General features: G+C 50.9%; 5 other RNA genes. All 5 read left to right on the top strand.

What is annotated here, in order from left to right:
• Nucleotides 1-119 precede the first annotated feature (119 nt).
• Nucleotides 120-246, top strand: a non-coding RNA gene (locus AC1RKG_RS24825) — RtT sRNA.
• Between the two features lie 43 nt (nt 247-289).
• Nucleotides 290-416, top strand: a non-coding RNA gene (locus AC1RKG_RS24820) — RtT sRNA.
• Nucleotides 417-460: 44 nt separating this feature from the next.
• A non-coding RNA gene (locus AC1RKG_RS24815) (RtT sRNA) lies at nt 461-587 on the top strand.
• A gap of 44 nt (nt 588-631) precedes the next feature.
• Nucleotides 632-758: non-coding RNA, RtT sRNA (locus AC1RKG_RS24810), on the top strand.
• A 44-nt stretch (nt 759-802) separates the two neighbouring features.
• Nucleotides 803-929, top strand: a non-coding RNA gene (locus tag AC1RKG_RS24805) — RtT sRNA.
• Nucleotides 930-932: the final 3 nt, after the last annotated feature.

The following is a 932-nucleotide window of genomic DNA, read 5'->3' as shown; positions in this document are numbered from 1 at the left end:
CCCGAGCGGCCAAAGGGAGCAGACTGTAAATCTGCCGTCACAGACTTCGAAGGTTCGAATCCTTCCCCCACCACCATCCTTTATACTCCCCATAATAAAATCAAATCTGTAAATCCCAATATCATTCCTTTACGGGAAGGATGAGAAGCTTCGACAAGGTTCGAGTCTCACGCAGTGAGACAACGCGCTTTAGCGCGGCCCGCAGGGTGAGGAACGAAGAGACGAATAATCCTTCCCCCACCACCATCCTTTATACTCCCTTGAATCAAATCAAACCTGTAAATCCCAATATCACTCCTTTACGGGAAGGATAAGAAGCTTCGACAAGGTTCGAGTCTCACGCAGTGAGACAACGCGCTTTAGCGCGGCCCGCAGGGTGGGTCGCCCAGCGACGAATAATCCTTCCCCCACCACCATCCTTGTATACTCCCTTGAATCAAATCAAACCTGTAAATCCCAATATCATTCCTTTACGGGAAGGATGAGAAGCTTCGACAAGGTTCGAGTCTCACGCAGTGAGACAACGCGCTTTAGTGCGGCCCGCAGGGTGAGTCGCCCAGCGACGAATAATCCTTCCCCCACCACCATCCTTGTATACTCCCCATAATAAAATCAAACCTGTAAATCCCAATATCACTCCTTTACGGGAATGATAAGAAGCTTCGACAAGGTTCGAGTCTCACGCAGTGAGACAACGCGCTTTAGCGCGGCCCGCAGGGTGAGGAACGAAGAGACGAATAATCCTTCCCCCACCACCATCCTTATATGCTCCCCTGAATCAAATCAAACCTGTAAATCCCAATATCACTCCTTTGCGGGAAGGATGAGAAGCTTCGACAAGGTTCGAGTCTCACGCAGTGAGACAACGCGCTTTAGCGCGGCCCGCAGGGTGAGGAACGAAGAGACGAATAATCCTTCCCCCACCACCATCC

This window comes from Serratia sp. GW822-FHT06D09, assembly GCF_058799515.1.
This window is presented reverse-complemented; position numbering and strand designations above follow the sequence as displayed.